Source organism: Arthrobacter sp. JUb115, from assembly GCF_004365035.1.
In the GTDB taxonomy this organism is placed as follows: Bacteria; Actinomycetota; Actinomycetes; order Actinomycetales; family Micrococcaceae; genus Glutamicibacter.
Genome location: NZ_SOBS01000001.1, coordinates 241,796 through 267,650, shown reverse-complemented (window position 1 = coordinate 267,650; position 25,855 = coordinate 241,796). Strand labels below are relative to the sequence as shown.

Genomic DNA, 25,855 nt, shown 5'->3' with positions numbered 1-25,855 from the left:
TCCGGGAAAGTGGTAAAGCCTCCCAAGAAATGGCCTCCAACGCGAACTAACCCGGCGCTAGAGATTTTCGGCCACCAACTTCCGCGCCGTCTCTCTGAGGGCATCGATAACTCGAATAACTGTCGGTCTGTGAAGGTGTTCGGCGCGTACCAGGATGTCGATTTGTCGACCGGATTCCAAGCCTGAAACTGGTCGTAAAGTCACATCCTTGCCCAGCATGGACCGCGAAGTGAAGCGAGGCAAAATTCCCAAGCAATGACTGGCTCGTACCAGTGCGGCTGCCGTGCCGTAGTCGTTGACCCGATGCTCAATTCGAGGAGCCGACCCCGACAACGCGGCGATGGTATCGAGCACATCAGCCGGCGAGAATCCTGGGCGGGAGACCACCCAAGGCTCTTCGATAACTTGAGCTGGCGAGAGACTTTCAAACCGTGCCAGTGGATGATCTTGATGCACAGCAATATCTAGGGGTTCGAAGGCCAATGGGATTACGGAAACTCTGTCGGCAGGCCAGGCCTCGGTATGCGGCATTCGGTGAGCGAGGACCAGATCATATGTAGAAGTTAGGGCCGGAAAATCTTGTTGTGAAACGTCTTCATCAAAGAAACGCAAGGGCGGCAGGTCATCATCACCGGAATTCAGTAACGGCGCGAAGATCGTTTGGCCAATGGAATGAAATCCAGCGATGAGTACCGGTTGGGCAAAGTTGCCTTCATAGTTCCTGATCTTGGAGTCTGCCTCGGCGAGAGTTGAAGCAACCTGGGCGCTGGCTTGTGCCAAGATCCTTCCTTGGCTGGTGAGTACTAGCCGCCGTCCCTCTTTCTGTGTCAGTGGCACAGGGAAATTGCGCTGCAGTTGGGCCAAATGCTGCGAGACCGCCGAGGGCGAGACAAAAAGGGCCTTCGCCACGGCGTTGACGCTGCCCAAATCCGCGAGTTCACGCAGAATCCTCAACTGATGCAATTCCATGAAGTAAATTCTAAATCGTTGGATCAGTAAATCAGTGATCTTCTAAGGTGTTGTACCGTGCTGTCGGGTGCGACACTTGAAGCGACCCCATGTCTGTGTTGCGCGCACCCAGGTGCCCAATCCAAAGGAACCCGCATGAAAGCACTGTACAAGTCCGGCCCGCACGCGGGGCTGGAACTCGTTGATCGCCCAGAACCAGAGACCGGCGCCCACGAGGTCAAGATCCGCGTCATGACCGCCGGAATCTGCGGCACCGACCTGCACATCGAAGCCTACGACGATGCAGCCAAGGCCATGATCAACACCCCGCTGGTTCCGGGCCACGAGTTCTACGGCGAGGTCGTGGAAATCGGCGACTTCGTGCACGGGGTCAAGATCGGCGACCGCGTCTCGGGTGAAGGCCACGTCGTGTGCGGCCTATGCCGCAACTGCCGCGCCGGCCGCAAGCAGATGTGCATCAACGTCGATTCGGTAGGCGTGCAGCGCGACGGCGCATTCGCCGAATACGTGGTGATCCCCGAAAGCAATGTCTACATCCACCGCGATGAGCGCATCACCCCACTGCTCGGCGCCATCTTCGACCCGTTCGGCAATGCCGTGCACACCGCACTGCAGTTCCCGATGGTGGGCGAGGACGTGCTGATCACCGGTGCCGGACCCATCGGCCTGATGGCCGCGGCAGTGGCTCGCCACGTCGGCGCCCGCAACATCGCCATCACCGATGTCTCCGAGCAGCGCCTGGAACTGGCCCAGTCCATGGGCATCGATCTGGCCGTGAATGTCGCGACCACCCGCATCAAGGAAGCGCAGCAGAAGCTGGGCATGGTCGAAGGCTTCGACTACGGCATGGAAATGTCCGGGCACAAGACCGCCCTGCCGGAAATGATCGAGAACATGAACCATGGCGGCAAGATCGCCATGCTCGGCTTGCCCAGCACCTCGATCGACATCAACTGGGGCAAGGTTGTCACCCACATGCTGACCCTGCGCGGCATCTACGGCCGCGAAATGTTCGAGACCTGGTACGCCATGAGCGCCATGCTCACCTCCTCGGAGGTGATGCGCGAGCGCATTGCCTCGGTGGTTACCGACTTCCTGCCGGCCACCGAATGGCAGCAGGGCTTCGAAGCTGCTCGCAGCGGGCACGGCGGCAAGGTCGTGCTCGACTGGACCGTTTTCTCAGGCTAAGAATTTCCCGCATCAACAAGGAGCATTTGCAATGTACACGGATCTCAAAGACCAGCTAGCCGCCGAATTGGACGAGCTGAAGTCCTCCGGCCTGTTCAAGGCAGAACGCCACATCGACTCGGCCCAGTCCGCCTCCATCATGGCCGGCTCGCTGGGCGACGATGCGCGGAAGGTGCTGAATTTCTGCGCCAACAACTACCTGGGCCTGGCCGATAACCAGCAGATCATCGACGCGGCCAAGACCGCCATGGATGAGCGCGGCTTCGGCATGGCCTCGGTCCGCTTCATCTGCGGCACCCAGGACCTGCACCTGGAACTGGAAGCCAAGCTCTCTAAATTCCTGGGCACCGAGGACACCATCTTGTTCTCCAGCTGCTTCGATGCCAACGGCGGCGTGTTCGAATCGCTGTTCGGCAAGGAAGACGCCATCATCTCCGATGCGCTGAACCACGCCTCGATCATCGATGGCATCCGCTTGTCCAAGGCCGCGCGCTTCCGCTACGCCAACCAGGACATGGCCGACCTGGAAACCCAGCTGCAGGCTGCCGCGCAGCTGAACGGCGGGGCGGGCGCCCGCCGCACCATCATCGTCACCGATGGCGTCTTCTCCATGGACGGCTACCTGGCTCCCTTGGAGGCCATCTGCGATCTGGCTGACAAGTACAACGCGCTGGTCATGGTCGATGACTCCCACGCAGTGGGCTTCATGGGCGCCACCGGGGCAGGCACTCCGGAGCATGCAGGAGTCTCGGACCGCGTGGACATCTACACCGGCACCTTCGGCAAGGCATTAGGCGGCGCCTCGGGCGGCTACGTGTCCGGCCGCGGCGAGGTTGTCGCGATGCTGCGCCAGAAGGCCCGCCCGTACCTGTTCTCCAACTCGCTGGCTCCATCGATTGTCGCTGCCACGTTGAAGGCGCTGGACCTGGTGGTGGACTCCGGGGACCTGCGCGAGAAGCTCTTCGAGAACGCTGCGCACTTCCGCCGCCGCATGACCGAAGAGGGCTTCGAATTGCTCGACGGCGAGCACGCCATCATTCCGGTGATGTTCGGCGACGCGGTCAAGGCCGCAGAGGTCGCAGGCAAGATGCTGGAGCAGGGCGTCTTCGTGACGGCCTTCAGCTTCCCGGTAGTGCCCAAGGGGGCCGCGCGCATCCGCGTCCAGCTTTCTGCCGCGCATTCGGCTGAGGATATCGAGGCCTGCGTGCAAGCATTCGTCGCCAGCCGCTGACCCAGGGGGATTGCCCGGCGCCGTGTTTCAATAGGGATGACGAGTTGGAATAACCAAAGGCGGTGGGCCCATGGCTACCAGGAATGACGTGGCGCGCTTGGCCGGCGTATCTCCTAGTACCGTGTCCTACGTGATCAGCGGCCGGCGCACCATTTCCGAGGCGACCAAGGCCAGGGTCCTGGCGGCCATGCGGGAGTTGAACTACACCCCGGATGCCTTTGCCCAGGGCCTGGCCGGATCGCGCCGGGGCATCCTTGCCCTGCACTTTCCCACCAGCGTGGACGGCTATTCTTCCACCGAGTTCGAGTACGTCACCGCCGCCATGGAGCGTGCCCGCGCGCTGGGCTACCACATGCTGTTGTGGTCCAACCCGATGACCGATGCCATGGGATTGGAAAGCCTGGTCGGGCAGAAGCTGGTGGCCGGGGTGCTCTTGATGGAAGTGTCGATCAATGACCCGCGCTTTGATGTCCTGCGGCGCGCGGGCATTGCCTTTGCCTCCATTGGCCGTCCCGATGACAGCGCGGACCTGTCCTATGTCGATAATGATTTTGCCCAGGCCGGGCGCATCGCGGTGGACTATTTGGCGAGCCTCGGCCACCAATCCATCATGTACATCAACGTATCGGTGGAAGACCAGGAAGCCGGCAACGGCCCGGCCATCCGCACGGCCCGGGCCATCTGCGATGCCGTGCGCGATCGGGGCATGGCGATGCAGGAAGTGCCGGTGGAAAACAACGCCCGCGGCGGCCGCGCGGCGCTGGATGCCTACCTGGAACTGCACCCGCGCCCCACTGCGGTGCTGGCGCTCAAGGAGTTCGCCACCGCGGGATTTGTCAACGCCGCTGGCATGGCTGCGTTGCGGATCCCCGATGACCTCTCGGTGATCGCACTGGGGGTCGGGGACCGTTCGGCCGAGATGGTTGCCCCGGCGCTGACCACGGTGGCCCCGCCGGGGGAGGCCATTTCCCATGCGGCGGTGGACGCCCTGGTGCAGCAGATCGAGGGACGCTCCCAAGCGCCGGTGCAGCAACTGGTCGCGCCGCTGATGGTGGTCCGGGACAGCTCGGGCCCGGCACCGCAATGACCTGCCCGCGCCAATTTCTCCACGGTGTTCACCCATAACTGTTGACGCGCGTCGATGACCTGCGTCACTATTGAGGGGATCACTCGTGCCAGGCCGCCTCATCCGGCAGGGCATTACCCAACGTGGAGGGCATCATGACTAAAGCAAAACGCGGGCTGAAGTTCGCGCCGGTTATCTCGGTGGCAGCAATCGGCCTGCTCCTGACCGGTTGCTCGGGCGGAGCAGACCCCAATGACCCCAACGCCTCCGGCGGTGGCGAAGCGCAAGTGGGCCAAGCCGACGGAGTCGTCGATATCTACGGCCCGGTCACCGGCATTGAAGCGGAACTGCTGGAAGAATCCTGGGCCAAGTGGTCCGAGGAGAACGGCATCAAGATCCGCTACACCGGCGACAAGAACTTCGAATCCCAAATCGGAATCAAGGTCCAAGGCGGCGACACCCCGGACCTGGCCGTCTTCCCGCAACCGGGCTTGCTGCAGGCCACCGTGGCCCAGGGCAAGGTGCAGCAACTTCCCGAGGCAGTGCAGTCCCAGCTGCAGAGCAACTGGTCCGAAGACTGGCAGAACTACGGCAAGGTCGATGGGGTGCAGTACGGGGTGCCGCTGATGGCCAGCGTGAAAGGCTACATCTGGTACTCGCCCAAGCAGTTCGAGCAGTGGGGCTTGAGCGTCCCGGAAACCTGGGATGAAATGACCACCCTGGGCACCGAAATCTCGAAGCAGACCAATGAACCGGCCTGGTGTGCCGGATTCGCTTCGGGCGAGGCATCGGGATGGCCGGGCACCGACTGGATTGAAGACGCGGTCCTGCGCCAGTCCGGAACCGAAGCCTACGACAAGTGGGTTTCGGGAGATCTGGAATTCACTTCGCCAGAAATCACCAGCGCCTTCGATTCCGTTGGAAAGATCCTGCTGGACCCAGAGCAAGTCAACGCCGGATATGGCGACGTGAAGTCGATCAACGCCACCGCCTTCGGCGATGTTGGCACGGCCGTGGCCAAGGGAACCTGCCCGCTGACCCACCAGGCATCCTTCCTGGAAGGATACGTCCTGGATTCCAAGAACGCCGATGGCGAGAAAGCTACCGTGGCGCCTAACGGGGATGTCTGGGCCTTCGTTGCCCCGCCAGCCAAAGCCGATGACCCCGTATCTGTTGTAGGCGGCGGTGAATTCGTTGCCGCCTTCTCCAATGATGAGGATACCGCCAAGGTCCAGGAATACCTGGCCAGCGCGGATTGGGCCAATAGCCGCGTTGGACTCGGCGGCGTGATCTCGGCGAACTCCGGGCTTGATCCGAAGAACGCCAGCAGCGATCTGCTGCGTTCCGCTGTTGAATTGCTGCAGGATCCGAACACCACCTTCCGCTTCGACGGGTCTGATCTGATGCCCAAGAGCGTCGGCTCCGACTCCTTCTGGAAGGGCCTGGTGGACTGGATCGATGGCAAGCCGACCAAGGAAGTGCTTGAAAATATCCAGTCCGGCTATGACTCCTAGTCGCCATCTGGTCCATTGCCAACGGCCGGGAGCCCCGGCCGTTGGCGGGATTGTAGGAGCCTGAGCGCATGTCTGAATTCTTCCAGTGGCTGGCTGGCGTTCCGCCGCTAGTCCAAGTGCCGATCGTCCTGGTCGCCTTCGCGGTCCTGATCGCAGCGATCCTCGCCTTTGTCGAGATAGCGACCAAGGGCGGACGGGTTTTCGCCGTCGTGCGCTTTGCCGCCGCGGTCTTGGTCCCGGTGGCGATCCTGCTGGTCCTGGGCCTGTACAACTCCGTGATGTGGGTGGCCGCGCTGGCCGCGGTGCTCGGCGCGGTGCTGTTTTTCCTGGACCGGCGCTCGCGATCCGGCGCCGGCTCGCTGCTGCAGCTGTCCGGTTTCCTGGCTCCGGCCATGCTGCTGCTCGCTATCGGCTTGATCTACCCCACGGTCCGCACCGCGCTCAGCGCCTTCATGGCCAACGACGGATCCGGCTTCGTCGGCCTGGGGAATTTCCGCTGGGTCTTCACCAGCCCCGATGGCCTGACCGCCCTGCTCAATACCCTGGTGTGGGTTCTGGTGGCGCCCGTGGTCTCCACTATTATCGGATTGGCCTACGCGGTATTCATCGACAAGAGCCGTGGCGAGAAGTTCTTCAAGCTGCTGGTGTTCATGCCCATGGCGATTTCCTTCGTTGGCGCATCGATCATCTTCAAGTTCTTCTACGACATCCGCCAGGGCGAGCAAATAGGCGTGCTCAACGCGATCATCACGGCATTCGGGGCCACGCCGGTCGACTGGCTCGGGCTCGAACCGTGGAACACGTTGTTCCTGGTGGTCATCCTGATCTGGACACAGGCGGGATTCGCCATGGTCATCCTGTCCGCGGCCATCAAGGGCGTGCCCGCAGAGCAAATCGAAGCAGCATCCCTGGACGGGGCCAGCCCATGGCAGCGTTTCGCCAATGTCACGCTGCCGGGGATCCGCTCCACCGTCATCGTCGTATTGACCACCATTTCCATCGCCTCGCTCAAGGTCTTCGACATCGTCTCATCGATGACCGGCGGACGCTCGGATACAACGGTGCTGGCATTCGAAATGGTGCGCCAGTTCCAGCTCGGGGCACGCACCGGCTACAGCTCGGCCCTGGCCGTCATCCTGTTCATCCTGGTACTGCCGATCATCATCTACAACGTCCGCCAGCATAAGAAGCAAAGGGGAATCCGATGAGCACCGTCAGCGAATCCTCTCGACGCCTCTTGGCGGCTACCGAGAAAACCAGCGGGAAACTGCGCAAAGCCACCACCTCCCGCGCAGCCACCATTGCGGCGTTCATCATTGCCGCGGTGTGGACCATCCCCACCTTCGGCCTGTTTGCCTCCTCCTTCAGGCAGGCTGATGACATCAAGACCTCGGGCTGGTGGACGGCCCTGTCCAACCCTTCATTCACGCTCGATAACTATGCGCAGGCCTTTGCCTCCGGCGACAGCCTTCCGCTGTCCAAGGCGTTCCTGAATTCGCTGGTCATCACCATTCCGGCGGCGATCGTGCCGATCCTTGTCGCCAGCTTGGCTGCCTACGCTTTCGCGTGGATCAACTTCAAGGGGCGCAATACGCTCTTCGTTCTCGTTTTCGCCCTGCAGATCGTTCCGATCCAGATGGCGCTGGTTCCGCTGCTCCAGCTGTTCTCGGACGGAGTGAAGATCGGTGGGCTGTATATCCTGCCGGGCTTGGGAGTCAACGGGCTGGATGGCGCCTACGCCAAGGTCTGGATTGCCCACACGATCTTCGCCTTGCCGTTGGCGATCTTCATGCTGCACAACTTCATTTCGGAGATCCCCGATGAGGTCATCGAGGCTGCGCGTGTTGACGGAGCCGGGCACGGGAAGATCTTCTCGAAGATCGTCCTGCCCCTGTCGATGCCGGCTATTGCGTCCTTCGGAATCTTCCAGTTCCTCTGGGTGTGGAATGACCTCTTGGTGGCGACGGTCTTCACCTCGGGTGGAGGCTTGCCGATCACGAAAGCGCTCCAAGACCTCTCGGGTACCTACGGGCAATCCTGGGAGCTGCTCACCGCAGGCGCTTTCATCTCGATGATCATTCCGCTGGCGGTCTTCTTCGCCCTGCAACGGTTCTTCGTGCGGGGATTGCTGGCAGGTGCCACCAAGGGGTAACCCTGGCCTGAAGTGGGAACAAAAGGGTGCCAGTCTGAAATCCCAGACGGGCACCCTGTTGTTCTGCCCCATAGGCAACAAGCCATGGGTAGGCTCTTGGCTAAAGGATTGGAAATACCACGAAGGCGGAGCGCTCATGGCAACCTTGTTGCTTACCAACATTGGACAGCTGACTACGGTTGACGCGAAGGGCCGCGTGCTGGAAGACGCGGCGGTGCTGATCGAGGACGGACTGGTCGCATGGATCGGCAACATGGCGCATGCACCTGCTGCAGGACACGAGATCGATTTGGGCGGCCGTGCGGTGCTGCCCGGTTGGGTTGATTCCCACAGCCACTTGATTTTCGGCGGCGACCGCGCCGAGGAGTTCGTAGCCCGCATGGCAGGCCAGTCCTATGCCGCTGGAGGCATCGCGGTCACCACATCGGCCACCGGGCAGCTCTCGGACAAGGAGCTGGCCGACCTCGTGGCTGATCGCCGCCGTGAAGCTCTTGCGATGGGCACCACCTGGATGGAAACCAAGACCGGCTACGGACTGGCACTGGAGGAAGAAATCCGGCATTCGGTGCTGGGCAAGCCGCTGGTCGATTCCCTGACTTTCCTTGGCGCTCACCTGGTACCGGCAGGATGGGACGCCGATGACTACACCGATTTGGTCACCGGACCGATGCTGGATGCCGTGGCGGCCAACGTCGACTTCGTGGATGTCTTCTGCGAACGCGGCGCATTCACCGAAGAACAGTCGCGCCGGGTCCTGGACGCCGCAAGGAACAAGGGACTGGCAACCAAGGTCCACGGAAACCAGCTGGGTCCAGGGCCGGGCGTGAAGCTGGCCGTAGAGTTCGGCAGCCACTCGGTAGACCACGTGAATTACCTGGACGATCAGGACCTCCAGGCGCTCGCCGGAAGCTGGGCTGGCTGGGACACGGGAACAAGAACAGGGACTGCGGGCACCGTCGCCACCTGCTTGCCCGCCTGCGACCTGTCGACACGGCAACCGCTGGCACCGGGCCGTGCACTGCTCGATGCAGGCGTGCGAATCGCACTGGCAAGCAACTGCAATCCGGGTACCAGCTACACGAGCAACATGAACTTCTGCGTGGCTACCGCAGTGCTCCAAATGGACCTGACCCTGGCTGAAGCCATTGAGGCGGCAACCTACGGAGGGGCGCTCGCGCTGGGGGTTGCCGACCAAGTGGGATCCATTGAGATCGGCAAGCGTGCGGATCTGCATGTTCTTGACGCGCCAGTTGCTGCGCATCTGGCGTACCGTCCTGGGATGAACTTGACCCACAGCGTGTATCGGGCCGGCAAAGCGATCTAGAGCTTTGTGAGAGCGCATCTAAAATCTGTCTGGATCGCGCGCGCCCAGGGAAGGGGATAGGGGCGGCAGGAATCCGGCCGCAAGGATTCTTCGGCCCCGAGCCGTGCTGCGGATTGAAGCAGTCCAAGCCGTAAGCAAAACTAGGACTCTGCATTCTGTCCGCCCGGTAGATCGAAGCGATGAGAAGCCTTCAATGCCTGCACCTGCTGGCCACGCAGGTCCGATACTCCCAATTCCCGACGATTGTTGGCGGCTTCTGGCGAGATCGAGGCAAGCCTCCGTGCCTTCCCGGACCGGTAGCTTCCTAGCGCTGGGAAATCAGCGTCTTGTGCCCGGAGCCATGGGCAATTCTCCCCGCTTGGCTCAGCACAGTTCAGCTTCGGGATGCCCACTGTCCCAATGTCACTGAGAATAAAAGAGGCTTGCCGGCGGCTCGTGGAAACCTATGAAACGGCAGCTTCTCTTGCGAAGTCAGTTGGCTACGAAACAGCGGTCGCATTTAGGCAGCGATTCCAGGCCTTGAAAAGTTGCCGCCTGTTGAATACCTGGCGGCGTTTCGCAAATAGCCACGAGGCTAGGAGGGCAGAATGAATATCCCATCTGGGCTCTCGAATCCTGAACGCTGACCGGTGCGCGCGTACACGCTCACAGACCATTGGGAGCCAGAACGGTAGGGAGCTAAATGGCAATCGGCGAATCGCTGCACGAGCTGCAGCGAGGTCCCTTCGCGAAGTTCGTCCTGGTCTTCCGGTCCGCCTCTGGCATGGCGGGTGGTTCCGACAACGAGTACGCCCGAGACGCTGAGTACCGGATCGGCTAAGTTGAATATGCCTCGCAGTTCATCGCGAGAAATGAAAGCAGGCACATTACCGGTCAACAATATGGCGTCGTACGTCCTTGGCAGGTCATGCTCGTCCAATGAGCCCAGGGCCAGCTGGTTCGCCGATAGCTGCCGGAACCAGCTCCCGTCGAATAGCTCTGCAGCTACATCCAGCACTTGGGGTGTGGGATCTATGCCGTAGCCACGGTGTCCCAAGCGGCGCAAGGCGTTGACGGTGTTGCCTACCCCGCAACCGATATCGAGAATTCGTGAATTGCGGCGGCAGAGCATGTCGGTGAAACGGGCGACTACTTCCAAATCAGTGCCGTCAAGGGTCTGAGCACGCATCTTCGCTGCGTATGAATCGTAGTCGGGGCCCATGTCCACAGTTTTGCATAGGAACGAGAGGTGAGCGACTTGTTTGCGCTAGTAGGCAGAAAATATAGCTCCGGATTAGGCATTCATGATAAACAAGACCTATGGCTAATACTGCTTTCAAGGGAACCCCTGTACAGACTATTGGTGATCTGCCGGCCGTTGGCTCGCAGGCTCCAGCTTTCACTCTCACCGACACCGGCCTTGCAGATGTCACCAGCGAATCGCTGGCTGGCCGTCGCGTTGTCCTGAACATCTTCCCGTCGGTTGATACCGGCGTTTGCGCTGCCAGCGTGCGTCGCTTCAACGAATTGGCTGCCGGCCTGGAGAACACGACCGTGGTGTGCGTTTCTGCTGACTTGCCATTCGCACTGGGACGCTTCTGCGGTGCCGAAGACATCGAGAACGTTACCGCTGCTTCGGTCTTCCGTTCCGACTTCGGTTCGGACTATGGCGTGACCCAGGTTGACGGTCCACTGGCTGGCTTGCTGGCCCGTTCGGTTGTTGTCCTGGATGAAGACGGCCAGGTTGTTTACAACCAGATCGTCCCGGAGATCACCACCGAGCCGGACTACGATGCAGCCATCTCAGCACTGAACTAGATATTGTTTGCACCGGAAACGGTGCATGAAAGCCCGCTTGAAAATTTTTCAGGCGGGCTTTCTTTATGCCCAAGCCGGTAATCCCATCGGTCGATCAAGCCAAATCTCACGTGGCTTGTGGTGGGAACACATTTCGCCGAGGTTGATCATCAGTGGACCGGCTATCGGACGAGCAGAATCTGCATGCCTGGAACAACGCGGTAATTTCCTCGCTGACTAGTTAATTCCCATCAATAGTCGATTGCTGCCGCACTTTTGGGAGCGGTCTGCCACTGGCGGGAATTGGAGAATTTCTGGGCAGGCATTCTCAAGACGGGTTTCTCACCCTATACTCGAAATAGATTGTTTCTGACTGTTATCATCTAAAAATAATCATAAAACATCAATCCTGATCTGTCGGGCACTGCATGCCAAAAGGAGCAAACGCATGAGCGAGCGAACCGTGCTAGGCGCACATATGGAAGAAGAGCTGGTCTCGCAACCAGAGATGTGGCGTCGTGCAGTAGCGCAGCAACAGCGCGAAAACCTGTTGCCGGCCAAGGGCGCGAAGGTTGCCGTAGTGGGATGCGGGACATCATGGTTCATGGCTGAAGCCTATGCCGCGGCGAGAGAAGCAGCAGGCCACGGTGTGACTGATGCCTTCGCCGCATCTGAAGCGCGTATCGCTACGCGTGACTACGATGCCGTGGTTGCGATTACTCGTTCGGGCACCACCTCTGAAGTGCTCCAACTGCTGGCCGAACTCGATGACAGCATCCACACCGTAGGCATCATCGGGGACGTGGCCTCGCCCATAGTGGACAGGGTCGATGCCGTGATTCAGCTGCCTTATGCCGATGAGCAGTCCGTCGTCCAGACGCGTTTTGCTACCACTGCCCTGGCTTATTTGCTCTCCAGCGTGGGGGAAAAGCTGGATCACGCAATGACCCAAGCCGAAGCGCTGGTGAACTCGCCAACACCACAAGAACTAGTGGACGCAGAACAATTCACCTTCCTTGGACGGGGATTCTCCGTGGGCCTGGCCCATGAAGCCGCCTTGAAAATGAGAGAGGCTGTCCAAGGGTGGACCGAAGCCTACCCTGCAATGGACTACCGTCACGGGCCGATCGCCATTGCCGCGCCCAACCGAGTGACGTGGATGCTCGGCGAACAGCCCGAGGACCTGGATATCCAGGTGCGCAGCACTGGCGCCATCTACATCAATGAAGACCGTCACCCGTTGGCCGAGCTTGCCTACATTCACAGGGTCACCCTGGACCGGGCGCGTGCCCGGGGGATGGACCCGGACCACCCGCGCAACCTCACGCGCTCGGTGATTCTGGAAGGCTGAGTACTCAGCCATGTTAAAGCGATATCTGCTCTTCGATGTCGGAGGCACCGACGTTAAAGCCGGGCTGGCCACAGAAGAAGGTGAAATTCTCCGGGTACTGCGAGAACCTACGCGCAAGGCATCCCCGCAGCTTGCCGCCCAGGTACTCGTTGACCAGTTGCTCGGGCTCGCAGCCAAGCTCCGTGAAGCGAATGACCAGCAGCCGGCGGCAGCGGGCCTGGTGGTCTGCGGATTGGTAGACCCGGTTGCCGAGATGGCAGTGTTCTCAGCGAACCTCGGCTGGCGCGATGTTCCGATGAAGCGGCTGGTCTCTGACGCGCTCGGACTGCCTGTGGGCTTCGGGCATGATGTGGCTTCGGCTGCCCGTGCAGAACTGGAGTTAGGAAGCGGCGCACACGACGACGCACTGCGGCGCAACAGCGCCATTTTGATCATAGGAACCGGGATTGCGTCGGCCTTGGTGGTCGACGGCCGTCTCTTGGAAGCTGGCGGGTACGCAGGGGAACTGGGGCATGCGCCGGTCCCCGGAGGCCTGCTCTGTGCTTGCGGTGCCACAGGCTGCCTGGAAACCCTCGCCTCGGCCGGTGCCATCGCACGAAGATACGAACAAGCCACGGGAACATCGGCCGGTGCCAAAGAAATCTTCGCCGCCCGGGCCGCTGGAGACGCCAAAGCGGCAACGATCATCGCGGAGGCCATTGAGGCTCTGAGCTTCACGCTGGCTCAACTATGCTCATCAACCGCGCCAGAAGGAATCATCATTGGCGGAGGTTTGGCTCAAGCCGGGCCATCGTTCTTTGCTGAGATAGAACAATCGCTAGAACGGCGATTATCTTTCCAACGCAGACCACGGATTGTTCCGGCGCGGCTTGGCGCGGAGGCAGGGTTGCAAGGTGCCTTGCTGCTCGCCCGCCAGGCAACACGTCCCGGGGCAGGGCGCCACCCATGATTCTTAGCTTCACGCCGAATCCGGCCATGGACGAAACCTACTTGACCCCGAATTTGAAGCTGGACTCCAGCCACAGGGTCACGCTGCAGCATCGCCAAGCAGGTGGCAAGGGGATCAACGTAGCCAAGGTACTGCACTCCCAGGGCATTGACGTCGAAGTCATATGTCCGCTGGGTGGCAGCCTTGGAGAGCAATTCGCTGTCGAATTAGGACAGCAGGGCATTGCGATCAATCCGGTTCGCACTTCTGTCCCCACCCGCCGCTCCATGGCTTTCCATGACGCGGAGTCCGACATGACGAGCATCTTCAACGAAACAGGTACCGCGCTGGCAACTGCCGAATGGTCGCGTATAGAAGACGAGTTCCAGGCCTTGCTATCGACAGCGAGCGCGGTGGCCATCTGCGGATCCTGGCCACCGGGAACTCCCAAGGAAACAATCAGCAGGCTCATTGGCCACGCCACCGGCCAAGGACTGTGGACTGTGGTGGATACCAGCGGGCCAAACCTGCTGCTCGCTGCCAAATGCGGGGCAGTTCTCAAGCCCAACGATCATGAGCTGCGCGAGGCCACCGGTTGCGCCAGCATAGGTGGGGGAGCGCGGGAATTGCTGCGTCTTGGCGCCCCGGAAGTCTATGTCAGTGCCGGGGCCCAAGGGCTGTACCACTTCACCAGGGAAACACCGCAGGTCGCCCATGCCAAACTCAACCGAACGCTGTCCGGGAACCCAACTGGGGCAGGGGATTCGGCCGTGGCCGCTATCGCCTCGGGGTTTGTGCAGCTGCTGAACCGGGAAGCGATCTTGCGACGGGCTGTCGCCTGGTCCGCGGCTACGGTACTCATGCCAACTGCAGGGAGCCTGTCACCCCAGCACATCGAGCTGGCTAGAGACACCAACTACCGCATTATCCCTGCGAACGAACAAATCTAAGGAGCACGACCATGCCATTGGTTCCCACCAGCCAAATTATGGATCAGGCAGTAAAGCAACGCCGAGGCCAAGGAGCTTTTAATGTTATTCACCTCGAGACCGCCCAAGCCATAATCGGTGGTGCTGAGCAGGTCGGGTTGCCGGTGATCTTGCAGATTAGCGAGAATTGCGTGAAATACCACGGTGGACTCCACTCGATTGCCGCTGCAACACTGGCATTGGCCGAATCTGCCGAAGTCCCGGTGGCTGTGCATCTGGATCATGCCGAGGATGAATCGCTGGTATACCAGGCAATGGATCTGGGATTTGGATCGGTCATGTTCGACGGCGCCAAACTGCCCTTTGAGCAGAACGTTGCAGCCACCATACGAGTAGTGGAAGCCGCCCATCGCCAAGGGGTCTACGTCGAGGCAGAACTTGGAGAAATTGGCGGAAAGGACGGTGCCCACGCTCCTGGGGTACGCACCGACCCTGTCGAAGCACGGCATTTTCATTCTCTGACAGAGGTTGATGCCCTCGCCGTGGCCGTCGGTTCCTCGCACGCCATGCTTGAGCGATCTGCCAGCCTGGACTTGCCACTGATTGAGCAGCTTTCGTCAACGCTGGCCATACCAGTGGTGCTCCACGGGTCATCCGGGGTCCCCGACACTACGCTGGTCAAGGCGATTAACTCCGGCATGCGCAAGATTAATGTTTCCACGCACCTGAATGGATTCTTTACCCGTGCCGTGCGTGATTGGCTCGAAGCTAATCCTGGTGCCGTTGACTCACGCAAATATGTGGGCGCTGGCCGCGCAGCCTTGGCCTCAGAAGCGGCCCGCCTGCTCCGCCTCTTTGCCTTGCTTGAGCACTAAACTGGCAAAGAAGCATGCATTAATGATTACTTATGAGCTTTTTCGAACAAGTTAAATCTCTAAATATCAAAATTCTCTTGACCTGTGATCTGTAACACTTCATACTTTTTAGTGAATCTGACTTTTCTTGATTTATATCGGCAAGAAAAGTCACGAATTATTCACACTTGCATCGATGCAAAAGCATCACAGCGATGAGGAGCAACCATGAAACGTACGACGCGAACCGGGGTTCTCGCCCTTTCAACAGCCGCGGCATTGCTACTGACCAGTTGCGGTTTTTCTGATAATGGTGGCGGATCCGCGGATGCTTCAGGTGGCACTACGACCTTGAACATGCTCGTACCGACTTACTCGGATGGGACCAAGGGCCTCTGGGAAGGCGTAATCGCTGACTTCGAAGCCGAGCACGAGAACATTGACGTCAACCTCGAAGTCCAGTCTTGGGAAAACATCGAGGGTGTGCTGAAAACCAAGTTGCAGGGTGGACAAGCTCCTGACATCTACAACGGCGGAGCCTTCGCGGAGTTCGCTGCCGAGGGCCTGCTTGCACCGGCAAGTGACATTGCCTCGCAGGAAACCATCGATGATTTCCAAACGACTTTTGCGGACGCGGAGAAGTTCGAAGGCACCCAATTCGGTTTGCCATTGATCGCTTCGGCCCGGGCTTTGTTCTACAACAAGGCCCTGATGGAAGAAGCCGGCGTTGATGCCGTTCCTACCACCTGGGAAGAACTCCATGATGCATCGAAGCTGATCAGCGAGAAAACCAAGGCCGATGGTTACGGGATGCCCCTGGGCAGCGAGGAAGCCCAGGGCGAATCGCTGATCTGGTTCGCCGGAAACGGTGGCAGTTTCGGAGACTCGCAGAAGATCTCGGTGAATACGCCGCAAAACCTCGAAGCGGCCGAGTTCATGAAGAAGATGGTAGACGACGGTGTCACCCAGAATGATCCCGGTGCCACACAGCGTACCCCGATGCTCAACACGTTCGTCCAAGGCAAGCTCGGCTTCGCCTACGCGCTGCCGCAGACAATCGGGCAGATTGAGGACGAGAACCCGAAGCTGGACTACGGTGTGGCTGCCGTGCCGACGAAATCCGGTGAGCCTGCAACGCTGGGTGTTGCCGATCGCTTGATGTCCTTCAGGAATGACGGCAGCAAGTCTGCTGCCGTCAAAGAATTCATGGACTACTTCTTCTCCGCTGACGTCTACACCGATTGGGTGAGCACCGAAGGATTCTTGCCAACGACGAAGTCCGGCTCCGAGAAGATGGCTGGAGACGAAACACTCACGCCATTCCTGGACATGTTGCCTAACGCGGTCTTCTACCCGACGACAAACCCGGCATGGAACGCCACCGATGGTGCATTCAAGTCACTGATGGGCGAGTTGGGGACCGGCAAGTCTGCTCAGGAAGTACTCGAGAGCATCCAAGCCAAGGCCGACGCCGCAAGCTAGGAACTGCTACCGGAAGCATTCCACGGCAGGCCCGGCGTAACACCGCCGGGCCTGCCGTGCTGGACAACCGAGAATCTCCGGTCCCAGGGTTACCTGGCCGAACGCAACGAAAGCGAGCCGACTATGAGCTCCGTACTGCCAGCTACGAACCGGGCCCGGCGCACCCGCCGCCGAGGCACGGATTCCCAGACATTCTTGTCTTCTTTGCCATGGATTGGGCCGGCACTCTTGCTGATCCTGGCCATCGTGGTGTTCCCCGCCGGCTACATGATCTACAACTCGACCAGGAAGATCTCTTCGGTGGGAACCGATCTTGAATCGGCAGGCCTGGAGAACTTCGTGACCATCTTCCAAGACCCGGTCTTGCCCCGCGTTTTGCTCAACACCGTTCTCTGGGTGGTGTCGGTGGTGGTCATTACCGTGCTGCTGTCACTGGTCCTGGCCCAGTTCTTGAACAAACCCTTCCCTGGACGCACCATCGTCCGGATGGCGGTTATCGTCCCATGGGCCGCCTCAGTAGTCATGACCACCACAGTTTTCTACTACGGGCTGGATCCGAACTACGGCATCTTCAACCACTTCTTTGTTCAACTCGGCTTGATGGATGAAGGCTACGGATGGACCAAGAACGCCGTTCCCGCCATTGCCGTTTCGGTAGTTGTGGCCATCTTTGTTTCCATCCCTTTTACGACCTACACCCTGCTGGCCGGGTTGCAAGCAATCCCGCAAGAAACTTTGGAAGCAGCCCGCGTAGATGGAGCCGGTAGATGGAAAACCTACCTGTTGGTGATCATTCCCCAGCTGCGATCCGCGCTGGCCGTCTCGATGCTGATTAACATCATCAACGTCTTCAATAACTTGCCGATATTGAAAGTGATGACCGGATCCATCCCCGGCAACAGCGCAGACACGCTGATGACCTACATCTTCAAGGTGCTGCAATTCGACCGCCGACTGGATCTGTCTTCGGCACTTTCGGTTGTGAATTTCGCAATCGTGCTGGTGATTGTGGCGATCTACGTGAAAACCGTCAAACCCATGCAGGAGATCTAGCCGTGACATTTTTGGTAACCGAAGATCGAGCCGCGAAGAAGACTGTCATCGGCCGGATGGTTGTAGGCTTCGCGGTAGTCATTATCTTCCTCATTCCCTACGGCACGATGCTGATCGGGTCGCTGAAAACCCAATCCGAAATCCTGGCTATCCCGCCAAAATACCTGCCGCAGGATGGTGCGCAGTTTTCCAACTACATCACCATGTGGGACACCCCGGAAACTCCGGTGCCCTACAACTTGATCTCCACCATCGTGATCGCGGTTTTCGCCACCTTGCTGGTACTGCTGGTCGCGACCCCGGCCGCCTACTACACCGCCCGATTCAAGTTCCCGGGCAAGATGGTGTTCATGTTCTTGGTGATTGTCACGCAGATGCTGCAACCTGCCGTGCTCACCGCAGGTTTGTTCAAGCAGATGCTGGCTTGGAATCTGAACGACACTTGGCTGGCAATGATCCTGATCAATGCCGCCTTCAACTTGGCCTTCGCGGTATGGATCATGCACTCTTTCTTCGCAGGCGTACCACGCAGCATCGATGAAGCTGCGCAGATTGATGGGGCTGGAAAGCTGCGGGTGCTGTTCACCATCAACCTTCCACTGGTTTGGCCGGGTATTGTCACAGCAGTGATCTTCACTTTTGTTTCCTGCTGGAATGAATTCGCTGCCTCGCTGGTGATCCTCTCCACCGCCGAGAACCAGCCGTTGAGCGTCGCGTTGACCAAGTTCGTTGGCCAGTACTCCACTGCATGGCAATACGTTTTCGGAGTATCCATTGTGGCCATCGTTCCGGTGATCGTGCTCTTCGCATTGATCGAGAAGCGGCTGATCGGCGGCCTGGCTGCCGGTGCGGTGAAATAGCCGTGGGCACGGCGTTGCCGGCGCTGGAAATCGTGGCCACGTCTGGTGCATGCGCCCAACGGGCAACGCGGGCCGGAGCCGATCGGCTCGAAGCCTGCCAAGCGCTGGAACTAGGCGGGCTCACGCCAAACCCGGAAGCGCTCGAACAGATCCTTGAGCATCGGCCTCCACGAGGGGTGCACGCACTGCTGCGCAGCCGTCCGGGAAATTTCCGCTACACCACCGAGGAAGCCGCGCTCATGGAGAGGCAAGCTGCACGTCTTGCTGCCGCGGGGGTAGACGGGATAGTGCTCGGTGCGCTGGATCCACGCGGGGCACTGGACTTGGCCATGATGCGGCCCTGGGCCGAGGCCGCCCTGGCGGTGAACCAGAGGCTGGAAATCACGGTGCACCGGGCCATCGATGCCAGCCGAGACCCAATAGGGGAACTTGCCAGGCTTCTGGAGTTCCCGGCTCACCGAGTGCTCAGCAGCGGCGGGAGAAGAACCGTTGGCCAGGGCATGGCCACGATCGAGGCCATGGTTCAAGCCGCCGGCAGCCGGATCGAGATCATGTGCGGTGGCGGGCTGCAGGCAACAGATATTGAATCCGTACGCAGACTGGGAGTCGCAGCCGTTCATTCTTCTGCCAAGACCCGCTATGCCGATACCATCGAAGTATCTGAGCAACAGGTGCGCCAACTGCGCTGCACGCTTGATGAACTGGAAAATTAAGGAGCGCGCACGATGAAACGCGAGGAACGGCAGAACCAGATCCTCGATCTGCTGGCCAGCCGCGGCCAGATCGATGTAGAGGAAGTCGTCAAGCAACTGGGTACCAGCCCGGCCACGGCGCGCCGGGACCTGGACGCATTGGCCGCCGCATCACTGCTTACCCGCACTCACGGAGGTGCGGTCTCCAACTCGGTGGCCTACGACCTGCCTTCCCGCTACCAGCGCGATAGCAACGACCGCGCGAAGGCGCAAATCGCGAAGCTGGCAGCCGACATGGTCTCGCAGAATATGGTCATCGGATTATCCGGGGGAACCACCACCAAGGCGATCGCCAGCGAACTGAGCCTGCGCCAAGACCTGGTGGGTGAACCGGGCCGGGTCACGTTGACCGTGGTCACCAACGCGGTGAACATTGCCTCGATGCTGGCCGTCCGCCCGCATATCCGGGTGATGGTTACTGGCGGCGTGCTCAACGACCGTTCTTACGAGCTGGTTGGTCCAATGGCGCAGTCCTCTCTGGCAAAGATCACCATTGACTTGGCTTTTGTCGGAATCAACGGGTTGGATCCCGAAGTCGGTCCGATGGTCAGCGATGAAATGGAAGCGGCAGTCAATGAGCAAATGATCCGGCAATCGAGCAGCAGCTACCTGGTGGCCGATTCATCGAAGATCGGCAGGCGCTCGTTTGTCATCTTGGATCGTCAGAACCTGACCGGCATCATCACGGACAACGACGCCACAAGCGAGCAACTGGGTGCCTTGGCCAAGGCCGGCATGCGTGCAGCCATGGACGTGGCGGAATATCGGCCCGAGGAGAAATCCTAGCTGCGCTGGAACTGCCCACCGAGCTGCTGGTCCGGTCGGCGTTTGTGCTTGCGGAACCAGCGGATGCCAAGCACTATCTTTTCCGATGGCCTGCGCTGGTCCTGTCAAAGCAAAGCGCGCAACAAGCAGGGCCGGCCGCACAGGTCAAAGCGAGGAGCCCAGGTTTTCAAGCAACGCCCGGCTTCGCGCGAGGAAGAGCTGTTCACGATTGCTATTGGGAGCCACGGAGTTGAATACCCCGGCGAGCATCACCGCAGCATCCAGCCTCAGCACAGTCCACGCTGCCGAAGTGTCGTCGAAACTGCCGCCATTTCCGGTGTATGCAGTACGCAAGCGCTCGCTGTCCAAACCGTTTTCGGCAATGGCAGCGTATTCCTCGATGCGTGCCAGTTCCATCTCCGGGGCAGCGCAGAGGGCATTACTCCAATCGAATATGGCCAGGGGCATTCCAGCCAGAACACGAACGTTCTGCCTACGGATATCCAGATGCAACAGGCTGCGCCGGTGCAAGGATCTTTCGAGAAGAGCACGCAACACGTCGGCCGATGGCAAGGCTGGCATCGCATGCTGGCGGGCTAGCTTCGCGTAGCGGTCAGCGATGCGCTGGGCAACCGTCGCATAAATTGTGCCGGCCTGGCTGCCTTCCTCGTCGAAAGCGAGCGGCGGAAGTTCGTGCAAAGAAGCCAGCAACGAGCCCAATGCGTGAGCGTCCACTGGTGAGCCGTCATCTTCGATGACTTCGGTGATCAACACCGGGTACCCGTCTTGATCTACGAGATCAATTGCCCGTGCGCTGGGCAACCCATGTTGTTGAGCCCAGATGCTGCAGTTCAATTCCTTGATCTGAAGGCTGCTGGCCGGAATCTGCGGATTGTTGCTGGTGTTGTAGACCCGCATTCGAGGGATGCGGTAGCCCTCGTAGCGGGTCCCGCGCAGCGAGCTGTAGAAAAGGAATTCGGTGCCTTCCCCGGTTAGTGCCAGCTCGCGTGCGCCACGGCGGGCGGCTAGCCTGGCAGCGACCTGATGGGGCTCGAGAATATGCGTCCTAGCCATTGATTGACTGCGCAGCGGTGAGGATGCGCGGACCAATCTTGCGCATGAGCTTGCCCATCTTCGGGTTGTCGGTGCGCGAGAGCGTATCCGATAGCCGTTCAAGACTCATCAGGCCCAACCAGATTTTGGCCCTGTATGCTTCCTCGGCGCTGGGAGCAATCAAATCCGCCATTTCCAACCCATGCCACAGGCTCAGGTAAGCGGTGTTCAAAGCCGGGTCCCACGCAGCGGCCAGGTCCCAGTCCAAGATGCCAACCAGTTTCTCGCCGATCCAGTGCATGTTGTGGCCGGCCAAGTCGCCATGAACCAAGCCCGCAGGAACCTGCGCCAGGATATCGAGCTGGGCCCAGAGCTCAGTAGCAGGCCCTCGCAGCTCCTCGGGCAGCGCATCGAAGCATTGCTGCTGCCTGGCCTGGGTCCATTCGCCACGGAATGAAAACGGTTTGGCCAGATGCTCGCTGATCGGCTCCAGCGGCAGCTCGGCCAAATCCTTGACCAGCTGTCCCAGCACCTTCGGATCCCCGTAATGCGGTTCATGGGCGCTGCCGGGGATGAAAGACATGGCCACGGAGCTGAGTCCGTCGACGTGCAGGATCTCGGAAACCGCCACCGGAATCTGGTAGTTGAGCTGGCCCTCCAGCAAAGACAGCAGCTTGACGGAACGGGGCATCTGTTCCGTGGCCGCTGGCGTGCGCGCCATGCGAATCACCGCTTGCGGATTGCCAATGACCACCTTGTGGAATTGTCCGCCTTCGTTCACCGCCGCGTCTTCCCAGGAAAGATCGGGGCAGAGCTGACGGGCAATCTGCAGTTCTCCAATGGTGGCAGGACGGCTCACTCGCACTCTTCTCGTTCAGCTTGCTGGTGGTCTCAACCTCAGGCTATCGCAGGTTTGCCACGTGGCTGCTCAGTACGCGCACAGCCAGATCAGCCTATGATCGGAAACGTGAACGCTGAACAAGTTAAGCAGACAGCAACCCGCGAGACCCTCAAGTTCGAGATCGTCTTGGTTCTTGCCCTGTCTTTGGGACAAAGCGCGGTCTACTCGCTGCTGAGCTTTGCCGATAAGGTCACCCGGGCGCCACTGCGCGAGCAGACTACATCCTTGAACAACCCGCTGAGCACCCGCGAGTTCTTTGATTTCTCCTACCAGCTGCTGGACATCTTCTTTGCATTGGTACCCGTCGTGCTGGCGCTCTACCTGATGAAGCGCACGACCGGACGAACTATCCGGGACATCGGTTTCGATATGCGCAAGCCGGGCAAGGACGCACTGCTCGGGGCGGGGATGTTCTTGGCCATGGGAGTGGGAACGCTGGGCGTCTATGCCGCTGGACGGGCACTGGGCGTCACCACAGCACTGTCAGCAGCGAATCTAGGCGATTATTGGTGGAGCGTTCCCGTGCTTCTGCTGTCGGCTGCACGTCATGCAGTCCTCGAAGAAGTGCTGATGCTCGGATTCCTGTTCACCTACGCCAAGAAATTGAAGCTGGGCTTGTGGAGCACCATTATTGGTTCTGCGATAATCCGAGGCAGCTACCACCTCTACCAGGGGGTGGGGCCGATGATCGGCAATATGCTCATGGGCGTCGTCTTCGGCTGGGTATACCAGAAGTACGGGCGGGTGATGCCGCTGGTTATCGCGCACTTCCTGCTTGATGCCATCGGCTTCGTGGGATACGCCTTGGTCGGGCCGGCCATCGGAATCGGCCAGTAGCGCCGGTAAGCTGAGCCAATGCAGATTACCGTGCTGCGCGAGGAGGACCTTCGCCAAGCAGTTGAATTGTGGGAAGCAACTGGGCTGACTCGTCCGTGGAATGATGCGCTCGCCGACGCCCGACGGGCTTTGGCCGAGCCTACTTCCACGGTGCTGTCCATCGTTGAGAACGATCAACTCATGGCTACTGCGATGGTTGGCCATGATGGCCACCGAGGTTGGCTCTACTATGTTGCGGTGGATCCGTGCCGGCAGGGCAACGGCCTGGGAAGGGCGCTGGTGGATGCCGCTGTCCTGTGGCTGCGGGATCTCGGCGTGCCCAAGGTGCAGCTCATGGTCCGCGAGGAGAACTCTGCCGTCATCGATTTCTATGAACGGCGGGGCTTCGAAGACCAGCACGTCGCGGTCCTGGGGAAGCGGCTGGACCGGCCTTAAGGAAAAGAAAGTAGGTGGGGACGCCATTGTCCCCGCCTACTTGCGATCTCTGCGGAACTGTTTACAGCACCACGGTTCCGGACTCGGTCTCAAAGGTAACCGACATGATGCCCGGAGTGCCATTCGGCGCTTCATATTGCATGGTGACAGCGCCCAAATTGACGTTCTGCGGCTGGCCCAGCCAATCCAGCACCCGTTCACGCGAGCCGGCGATGGAGATCTGGCTGATGGCGCCGGCAGGTTCCAGCGCCTTGGACGGATGCAGCTCCTCGGATCCTTCATCCCAGGAAATCAGGTACGGGCACTGCGGATCGGCGATCAGGCCCTTGATGCCAATCTGCTGCCAGGTCAGTTCGCGGCCATCAGGGAACTTCCGGTTGCCCGGCACCGACTTGCGGCCCAAGCGGTCCTCGGCACTGGATAGATCCTCCACCGAGACGCACCAGCCCATCCAGCCGCCGCCGAGCTCCGAACGGGCGCGAACCGCCTGTCCGAAGGGTGCCTTGTCGCTGGCCGGGTGGTTCAGGACTTCAACCACCTCCAGGTACTGGCCATGCTTGAGCGGGAAGATGACATTGCGTGTTCCGAATCGTGGATGCACGCCGCCCTTGACGAATTCCAGTCCAAGGGACTCGGAGATTCTTTCAGCGGTTGGCAACAGCCCGTCCGGGCCGCATGCATAACTTACGTGATCTAGCCTCATCATGTGCCCATCATGACAACATGTGATGCGAGTCTCTACTTAGGCACACCTAAGTTCCGTGATGCTATCGAATACTCTGCGATGAACCTGCAATATTCGCGAAATATGACCGATTGAGTCCAATCACCAGCCCTTGCGTTGCAAAGATCTTCGGTTTTCGGGCAAACTGGTACCAGGTCATGAGTCCCAGTAACAAGCCCCGGCTTACTGGGCGGCAACCCTCCAACCGCGGTGGGGTGCCCCGGGTGAAGACCTGGCCCTTGAACGCACAAGGCATCAAGGACAAGCGCGGGTTACCCCTGGAAGTCGTCACGATATGGTGCTTCCTGTCGGTGTCTTTTCAGTGGCGTACCCCCATAGTCATGAAACGCTATTTGGAGGAAACCATGAGCAATAACTGGTCATTTGAAACCCGTCAGATCCACTCCGGCCAGACCCCGGATCCGACGACCGGGGCACGGGCTCTCCCGATTTTCCAAACCACCTCTTTCGTCTTCCCCAGCGCCCAGAGCGCTGCTGCACGTTTCGCGCTGCAGGAACTGGAGCCGATCTACACCCGTATCGGCAACCCGACCACCGACGCGGTGGAAACCCGCATCGCTGACCTGGAGGGCGGCGTTGGAGCACTGCTGCTCTCCTCGGGACAGGCTGCCACCACTTTCGCCATCTTGAATTTGGCCGAAGCCGGCGACCACCTGGTGGCCAGCCCCAGCCTGTACGGCGGAACCCAGAACCTGCTCAAGCACACGCTCAAGCGCCTGGGCATCGAGGTCACCTTCGTTTCCGACCCGGACAACCTGGATGATTGGCGCGCCGCGGTGCGTCCGAACACCAAGGCCTTCTTCGGGGAAACCATCTCCAATCCGCGACAGGACGTCCTGGACATCGAGGGCATCTCGGCGATCGCCCACGAAGCTGGCGTGCCGCTGCTGGTGGACAACACCCTGGCCACCCCGTACTTGATCCGCCCGATCGAGTGGGGCGCGGATATCGTGATCCATTCAGCCACCAAGTTCCTCGGCGGACACGGCAGTGCCATTGCCGGTGTCATCGTGGACTCGGGCAACTTCGACTTCGCCAAGGACGCCGACCGCTTCCCGGGCTTCAACACCCCGGACGAGTCCTACAACGGCCTGGTCTTCGCCCGCGACCTGGGTGTCAACGGCATCCTGGGCGCCAATCTGGCCTACATCCTCAAGGCCCGCGTGCAGTTGCTGCGCGATTTGGGTTCCTCGGTTGCGCCGTTCAACGCGTTCTTGATCGCACAGGGCCTGGAAACCTTGTCGCTGCGCATTGAACGCCACGGCCAGAATGCCGTAGAAGTTGCCAACTGGCTCGAAGCCCGCGAGGAAGTGCAGAAGGTCGCCTACGCAGGCCTGAAGTCCTCGCCTTGGCATGAGCGTGCGCAGAAGTACAGCGATCAGGGCGCCGGCTCGATCATCGCGTTCGAACTGGAGGGCGGTTCGGAAGCCGGCCAGGCCTTCGTGGACGCACTGGTATTGCACTCCAATGTCGCGAACATCGGCGACGTGCGCTCATTGGTCATCCACCCGGCCTCCACCACCCACGCCCAGCTCTCCGAAGCTGAGCAGGTTGCGGCCGGCGTGAGCCCGGGACTGGTGCGGCTGAGCGTTGGACTGGAGAATATCAAGGATATTCTGGCCGATCTGGAACTGGGCTTCCAAGCAGTTGCAGCCCTCGAGAACAAGGAACTGCAGGAAACCCTCTAGGC

General features: G+C 60.0%; 25 protein-coding genes and 1 riboswitch. Of the genes, 20 read left to right on the top strand and 5 right to left on the bottom strand.

Translation table 11 applies throughout. The annotated features are described in order from the left end of the window. Window positions 1–57: 57 nt before the first annotated feature. Window positions 58–969, bottom strand: coding sequence for a LysR family transcriptional regulator (locus tag EDF61_RS01280; protein WP_105657174.1), 912 nt, complete (start codon window positions 967–969; stop codon window positions 58–60). 135 nt (window positions 970–1,104) lie between these two features. Between EDF61_RS01280 and tdh the strand changes: the two genes are divergently transcribed. The 7 genes from tdh to hutI all read left to right on the top strand — a co-directional run bounded on the left by tdh (window position 1,105) and on the right by hutI (window position 9,444). Then, window positions 1,105–2,157: an L-threonine 3-dehydrogenase gene (tdh, locus tag EDF61_RS01275; protein ID WP_105657175.1), complete on the top strand. Its 1,053-nt coding sequence runs from the start codon at window positions 1,105–1,107 to the stop codon at window positions 2,155–2,157. 31 nt (window positions 2,158–2,188) lie between these two features. Beyond that, entirely contained in the window at window positions 2,189–3,388 is a 1,200-nt protein-coding gene (locus tag EDF61_RS01270) for a glycine C-acetyltransferase (RefSeq protein ID WP_105657176.1), read from the top strand. A 70-nt stretch (window positions 3,389–3,458) separates the two neighbouring features. Beyond that, the gene (locus EDF61_RS01265; protein WP_105657177.1) at window positions 3,459–4,475 is read left to right on the top strand and encodes a LacI family DNA-binding transcriptional regulator; all 1,017 of its coding nucleotides are present in this window, start codon (window positions 3,459–3,461) and stop codon (window positions 4,473–4,475) included. A 134-nt stretch (window positions 4,476–4,609) separates the two neighbouring features. Further along, window positions 4,610–5,968, top strand: coding sequence for an ABC transporter substrate-binding protein (locus tag EDF61_RS01260; RefSeq protein WP_105657178.1), 1,359 nt, complete (start codon window positions 4,610–4,612; stop codon window positions 5,966–5,968). Between the two features lie 68 nt (window positions 5,969–6,036). Beyond that, the gene (locus EDF61_RS01255; RefSeq protein WP_133833011.1) at window positions 6,037–7,176 is read left to right on the top strand and encodes a carbohydrate ABC transporter permease; all 1,140 of its coding nucleotides are present in this window, start codon (window positions 6,037–6,039) and stop codon (window positions 7,174–7,176) included. Further along, a complete protein-coding gene (locus tag EDF61_RS01250) occupies window positions 7,173–8,120 on the top strand; it encodes a carbohydrate ABC transporter permease (RefSeq protein WP_105657180.1) in 948 nt (315 codons plus the stop codon). Before EDF61_RS01255 ends, EDF61_RS01250 begins: the two co-directional genes overlap by 4 nt. A gap of 136 nt (window positions 8,121–8,256) precedes the next feature. After that, window positions 8,257–9,444 (top strand): imidazolonepropionase, encoded by a 1,188-nt coding sequence (gene hutI / locus EDF61_RS01245; protein ID WP_133833010.1) that lies wholly within the window; start codon window positions 8,257–8,259, stop codon window positions 9,442–9,444. Between the two features lie 574 nt (window positions 9,445–10,018). Here hutI and EDF61_RS01240 read toward each other — a convergent pair. Continuing rightward, on the bottom strand, window positions 10,019–10,645 hold the full coding sequence (locus EDF61_RS01240) for a class I SAM-dependent methyltransferase (protein WP_105657182.1): 627 nt from the start codon (window positions 10,643–10,645) through the stop codon (window positions 10,019–10,021). A gap of 98 nt (window positions 10,646–10,743) precedes the next feature. On the opposite strand from EDF61_RS01240, the gene tpx reads away from it, so the two are divergent. From tpx to EDF61_RS01190, 10 genes are all read left to right on the top strand, one after another. Further along, entirely contained in the window at window positions 10,744–11,241 is a 498-nt protein-coding gene (gene tpx / locus EDF61_RS01235; RefSeq protein WP_105657183.1) for a thiol peroxidase, read from the top strand. A gap of 427 nt (window positions 11,242–11,668) precedes the next feature. Next, window positions 11,669–12,571: an SIS domain-containing protein gene (locus EDF61_RS01230; protein ID WP_105657184.1), complete on the top strand. Its 903-nt coding sequence runs from the start codon at window positions 11,669–11,671 to the stop codon at window positions 12,569–12,571. Window positions 12,572–12,581: 10 nt separating this feature from the next. Continuing rightward, window positions 12,582–13,520, top strand: coding sequence for an ROK family protein (locus tag EDF61_RS01225; protein WP_105657185.1), 939 nt, complete (start codon window positions 12,582–12,584; stop codon window positions 13,518–13,520). A 26-nt stretch (window positions 13,521–13,546) separates the two neighbouring features. After that, window positions 13,547–14,449 carry a 1-phosphofructokinase family hexose kinase gene (locus tag EDF61_RS01220; RefSeq protein ID WP_166650653.1) on the top strand — a complete coding sequence of 301 codons (903 nt, stop codon included), beginning with the start codon at window positions 13,547–13,549 and terminating at the stop codon, window positions 14,447–14,449. An 11-nt stretch (window positions 14,450–14,460) separates the two neighbouring features. Next, window positions 14,461–15,303, top strand: a complete 843-nt coding sequence (locus EDF61_RS01215) for a class II fructose-bisphosphate aldolase (RefSeq protein ID WP_105657187.1) — start codon at window positions 14,461–14,463, stop codon at window positions 15,301–15,303. A 207-nt stretch (window positions 15,304–15,510) separates the two neighbouring features. Then, window positions 15,511–16,764, top strand: a complete 1,254-nt coding sequence (locus tag EDF61_RS01210; protein WP_105657188.1) for an extracellular solute-binding protein — start codon at window positions 15,511–15,513, stop codon at window positions 16,762–16,764. Window positions 16,765–16,887: 123 nt separating this feature from the next. Further along, window positions 16,888–17,817, top strand: coding sequence for a carbohydrate ABC transporter permease (locus EDF61_RS01205; protein WP_105657189.1), 930 nt, complete (start codon window positions 16,888–16,890; stop codon window positions 17,815–17,817). A gap of 2 nt (window positions 17,818–17,819) precedes the next feature. Continuing rightward, on the top strand, window positions 17,820–18,677 hold the full coding sequence (locus EDF61_RS01200; protein ID WP_286134151.1) for a carbohydrate ABC transporter permease: 858 nt from the start codon (window positions 17,820–17,822) through the stop codon (window positions 18,675–18,677). A gap of 2 nt (window positions 18,678–18,679) precedes the next feature. Beyond that, window positions 18,680–19,390 (top strand): copper homeostasis protein CutC, encoded by a 711-nt coding sequence (locus EDF61_RS01195; protein WP_166650652.1) that lies wholly within the window; start codon window positions 18,680–18,682, stop codon window positions 19,388–19,390. Window positions 19,391–19,402: 12 nt separating this feature from the next. After that, window positions 19,403–20,215 carry a DeoR/GlpR family DNA-binding transcription regulator gene (locus tag EDF61_RS01190; protein ID WP_105657191.1) on the top strand — a complete coding sequence of 271 codons (813 nt, stop codon included), beginning with the start codon at window positions 19,403–19,405 and terminating at the stop codon, window positions 20,213–20,215. Between the two features lie 144 nt (window positions 20,216–20,359). Here the strand turns inward: EDF61_RS01190 and EDF61_RS01185 are convergent, their stop codons facing one another. Further along, entirely contained in the window at window positions 20,360–21,268 is a 909-nt protein-coding gene (locus EDF61_RS01185; RefSeq protein WP_105657192.1) for a phosphotransferase family protein, read from the bottom strand. Continuing rightward, on the bottom strand, window positions 21,261–22,106 hold the full coding sequence (locus EDF61_RS01180) for a phosphotransferase family protein (protein WP_105657193.1): 846 nt from the start codon (window positions 22,104–22,106) through the stop codon (window positions 21,261–21,263). Before EDF61_RS01180 ends, EDF61_RS01185 begins: the two co-directional genes overlap by 8 nt. Window positions 22,107–22,202: 96 nt before the next feature. On the opposite strand from EDF61_RS01180, the gene EDF61_RS01175 reads away from it, so the two are divergent. Continuing rightward, window positions 22,203–22,985, top strand: coding sequence for a CPBP family intramembrane glutamic endopeptidase (locus EDF61_RS01175; RefSeq protein WP_105657194.1), 783 nt, complete (start codon window positions 22,203–22,205; stop codon window positions 22,983–22,985). An 18-nt stretch (window positions 22,986–23,003) separates the two neighbouring features. Beyond that, window positions 23,004–23,420, top strand: a complete 417-nt coding sequence (locus EDF61_RS01170) for a GNAT family acetyltransferase (RefSeq protein WP_105657195.1) — start codon at window positions 23,004–23,006, stop codon at window positions 23,418–23,420. Between the two features lie 61 nt (window positions 23,421–23,481). Here EDF61_RS01170 and EDF61_RS01165 read toward each other — a convergent pair whose 3' ends face one another. After that, window positions 23,482–24,126 carry a VOC family protein gene (locus EDF61_RS01165; protein WP_105657196.1) on the bottom strand — a complete coding sequence of 215 codons (645 nt, stop codon included), beginning with the start codon at window positions 24,124–24,126 and terminating at the stop codon, window positions 23,482–23,484. Window positions 24,127–24,298: 172 nt separating this feature from the next. Next, a riboswitch (SAM riboswitch) is annotated at window positions 24,299–24,418 on the top strand. A 91-nt stretch (window positions 24,419–24,509) separates the two neighbouring features. Here EDF61_RS01165 and EDF61_RS01160 point away from each other — a divergent pair. Then, a complete protein-coding gene (locus tag EDF61_RS01160) occupies window positions 24,510–25,853 on the top strand; it encodes a bifunctional o-acetylhomoserine/o-acetylserine sulfhydrylase (RefSeq protein WP_105657299.1) in 1,344 nt (447 codons plus the stop codon). Window positions 25,854–25,855 lie beyond the last annotated feature (2 nt).

Coding starts and splice junctions, on each gene's coding strand:
- EDF61_RS01280 (WP_105657174.1), bottom strand. CDS start 969: ATGGAATTGCATCAGTTGAGGATTCTGCGTGAACTCGCGGATTTGGGC.
- tdh (WP_105657175.1), top strand. CDS start 1,105: ATGAAAGCACTGTACAAGTCCGGCCCGCACGCGGGGCTGGAACTCGTT.
- EDF61_RS01270 (WP_105657176.1), top strand. CDS start 2,189: ATGTACACGGATCTCAAAGACCAGCTAGCCGCCGAATTGGACGAGCTG.
- EDF61_RS01265 (WP_105657177.1), top strand. CDS start 3,459: ATGGCTACCAGGAATGACGTGGCGCGCTTGGCCGGCGTATCTCCTAGT.
- EDF61_RS01260 (WP_105657178.1), top strand. CDS start 4,610: ATGACTAAAGCAAAACGCGGGCTGAAGTTCGCGCCGGTTATCTCGGTG.
- EDF61_RS01255 (WP_133833011.1), top strand. CDS start 6,037: ATGTCTGAATTCTTCCAGTGGCTGGCTGGCGTTCCGCCGCTAGTCCAA.
- EDF61_RS01250 (WP_105657180.1), top strand. CDS start 7,173: ATGAGCACCGTCAGCGAATCCTCTCGACGCCTCTTGGCGGCTACCGAG.
- hutI (WP_133833010.1), top strand. CDS start 8,257: ATGGCAACCTTGTTGCTTACCAACATTGGACAGCTGACTACGGTTGAC.
- EDF61_RS01240 (WP_105657182.1), bottom strand. CDS start 10,645: ATGGGCCCCGACTACGATTCATACGCAGCGAAGATGCGTGCTCAGACC.
- tpx (WP_105657183.1), top strand. CDS start 10,744: ATGGCTAATACTGCTTTCAAGGGAACCCCTGTACAGACTATTGGTGAT.
- EDF61_RS01230 (WP_105657184.1), top strand. CDS start 11,669: ATGAGCGAGCGAACCGTGCTAGGCGCACATATGGAAGAAGAGCTGGTC.
- EDF61_RS01225 (WP_105657185.1), top strand. CDS start 12,582: ATGTTAAAGCGATATCTGCTCTTCGATGTCGGAGGCACCGACGTTAAA.
- EDF61_RS01220 (WP_166650653.1), top strand. CDS start 13,547: ATGGACGAAACCTACTTGACCCCGAATTTGAAGCTGGACTCCAGCCAC.
- EDF61_RS01215 (WP_105657187.1), top strand. CDS start 14,461: ATGCCATTGGTTCCCACCAGCCAAATTATGGATCAGGCAGTAAAGCAA.
- EDF61_RS01210 (WP_105657188.1), top strand. CDS start 15,511: ATGAAACGTACGACGCGAACCGGGGTTCTCGCCCTTTCAACAGCCGCG.
- EDF61_RS01205 (WP_105657189.1), top strand. CDS start 16,888: ATGAGCTCCGTACTGCCAGCTACGAACCGGGCCCGGCGCACCCGCCGC.
- EDF61_RS01190 (WP_105657191.1), top strand. CDS start 19,403: ATGAAACGCGAGGAACGGCAGAACCAGATCCTCGATCTGCTGGCCAGC.
- EDF61_RS01185 (WP_105657192.1), bottom strand. CDS start 21,268: ATGGCTAGGACGCATATTCTCGAGCCCCATCAGGTCGCTGCCAGGCTA.
- EDF61_RS01175 (WP_105657194.1), top strand. CDS start 22,203: ATGATCGGAAACGTGAACGCTGAACAAGTTAAGCAGACAGCAACCCGC.
- EDF61_RS01170 (WP_105657195.1), top strand. CDS start 23,004: ATGCAGATTACCGTGCTGCGCGAGGAGGACCTTCGCCAAGCAGTTGAA.
- EDF61_RS01165 (WP_105657196.1), bottom strand. CDS start 24,126: ATGATGAGGCTAGATCACGTAAGTTATGCATGCGGCCCGGACGGGCTG.
- EDF61_RS01160 (WP_105657299.1), top strand. CDS start 24,510: ATGAGCAATAACTGGTCATTTGAAACCCGTCAGATCCACTCCGGCCAG.